The following is a 983-nucleotide window of genomic DNA, read 5'->3' on the forward strand; positions in this document are numbered from 1 at the left end:
CCCGGTGGCTGTCGGGAGCCAGGTCATCTCTGGCCCTTCTTTCCCCAAAGCTACAGAGAAACTTTGATTGTCTTCGTCAAAACCCACCTGAAACACCGGGATACGGGCAAAGTTCATCTGCCATGCGTGAACAGTCGGGTACTGCTCACCCGGTGCCGGGTCGGTCAGGCTGATGCGCATCCGGCTTTGCACACTTTCCAGATTGCGTAACTCTTCCTCGGTGTACTGCGTATCGTCATGGTGCCAGACTTTATGGGGCATCATGAATGCAGAAACGATACTGCCTGATGTAACTGCTCAGGAGAGATATAAATTGAGACTCTCAAAAATGTAACTTTTGAGAGTCTGTCTGAAGACAAAACAGAGAAATAACAGGCCACACTCAGTCAGCGCTGCTCAAGTGGCCTTTGCAGACAAGTTATTCAGGTTTGAAGCAAGGCAACCCTTGTTCGGCGTACCAGCGTTTGAGTTCTGCGACAACGGCTTCAGGTGAGTCTTCAATACCTACCATTGTTGGATGTGTGACTAACGAACTTCCTTTAGGGTGTTGCAGTTTGCTGTTGAAAAAATATAACAGCTCATCAAGAAAATCAGGATCGCAACCTCTTGCAAAAGGTTTTTTGACCAGCTCAAAAAATTCTTGCTCACTATACTCACTAATATCATTTTTCATTCGAATGAATCCTTACATGGTTTTTCACTGTGTTTATCCTTAGATTATCAATATCATAGACCGATCCGCCATGTTGAATTTCATCGACATGATGAATTTCATATCGGCCTCTCTTTCCTACCCAATATATTTCAAGACAATGAGGAGCATTCCCATCCATAATCTGTAGTCGATTTACTGTATTAAACTGATTCAGCAAGACAGGATGTTTAGCTACCTCACTCCATATGGCCGTTTGGAGTTCAGAAAATCGATTAAATTCTTTGCCTCTGAGAGCATTGGCTATAACCGTCGGTATGTACTGTCCTTG

The 983-nt window shown here is 44.4% G+C and carries 2 protein-coding genes and 1 pseudogene; all 3 read right to left on the bottom strand.

All coding sequences use genetic code 11. The annotated features are described in order from the left end of the window. A partial coding sequence (locus Q4579_RS22900; protein WP_303567265.1) for an S-type pyocin domain-containing protein occupies positions 1–261 on the bottom strand: 261 nt, incomplete at its 3' end. A gap of 157 nt (positions 262–418) precedes the next feature. Then, positions 419–673, bottom strand: coding sequence for a bacteriocin immunity protein (locus Q4579_RS22905; RefSeq protein WP_303567268.1), 255 nt, complete (start codon positions 671–673; stop codon positions 419–421). Continuing rightward, positions 663–983: pseudogene (locus tag Q4579_RS22910) on the bottom strand (hypothetical protein); the annotation flags it as partial. The gene Q4579_RS22905 and the pseudogene Q4579_RS22910, both read right to left, overlap by 11 nt.

Origin of the sequence: Photobacterium sp. 1_MG-2023, from assembly GCF_030547945.1 — a bacterium.
Classification (GTDB): Bacteria; Pseudomonadota; Gammaproteobacteria; order Enterobacterales; family Vibrionaceae; genus Photobacterium.

Bases quoted from the DNA above. Each gene is read 5' to 3' on its own strand.
- Q4579_RS22905 (WP_303567268.1), bottom strand. From the start codon at position 673: ATGAAAAATGATATTAGTGAGTATAGTGAGCAAGAATTTTTTGAGCTG.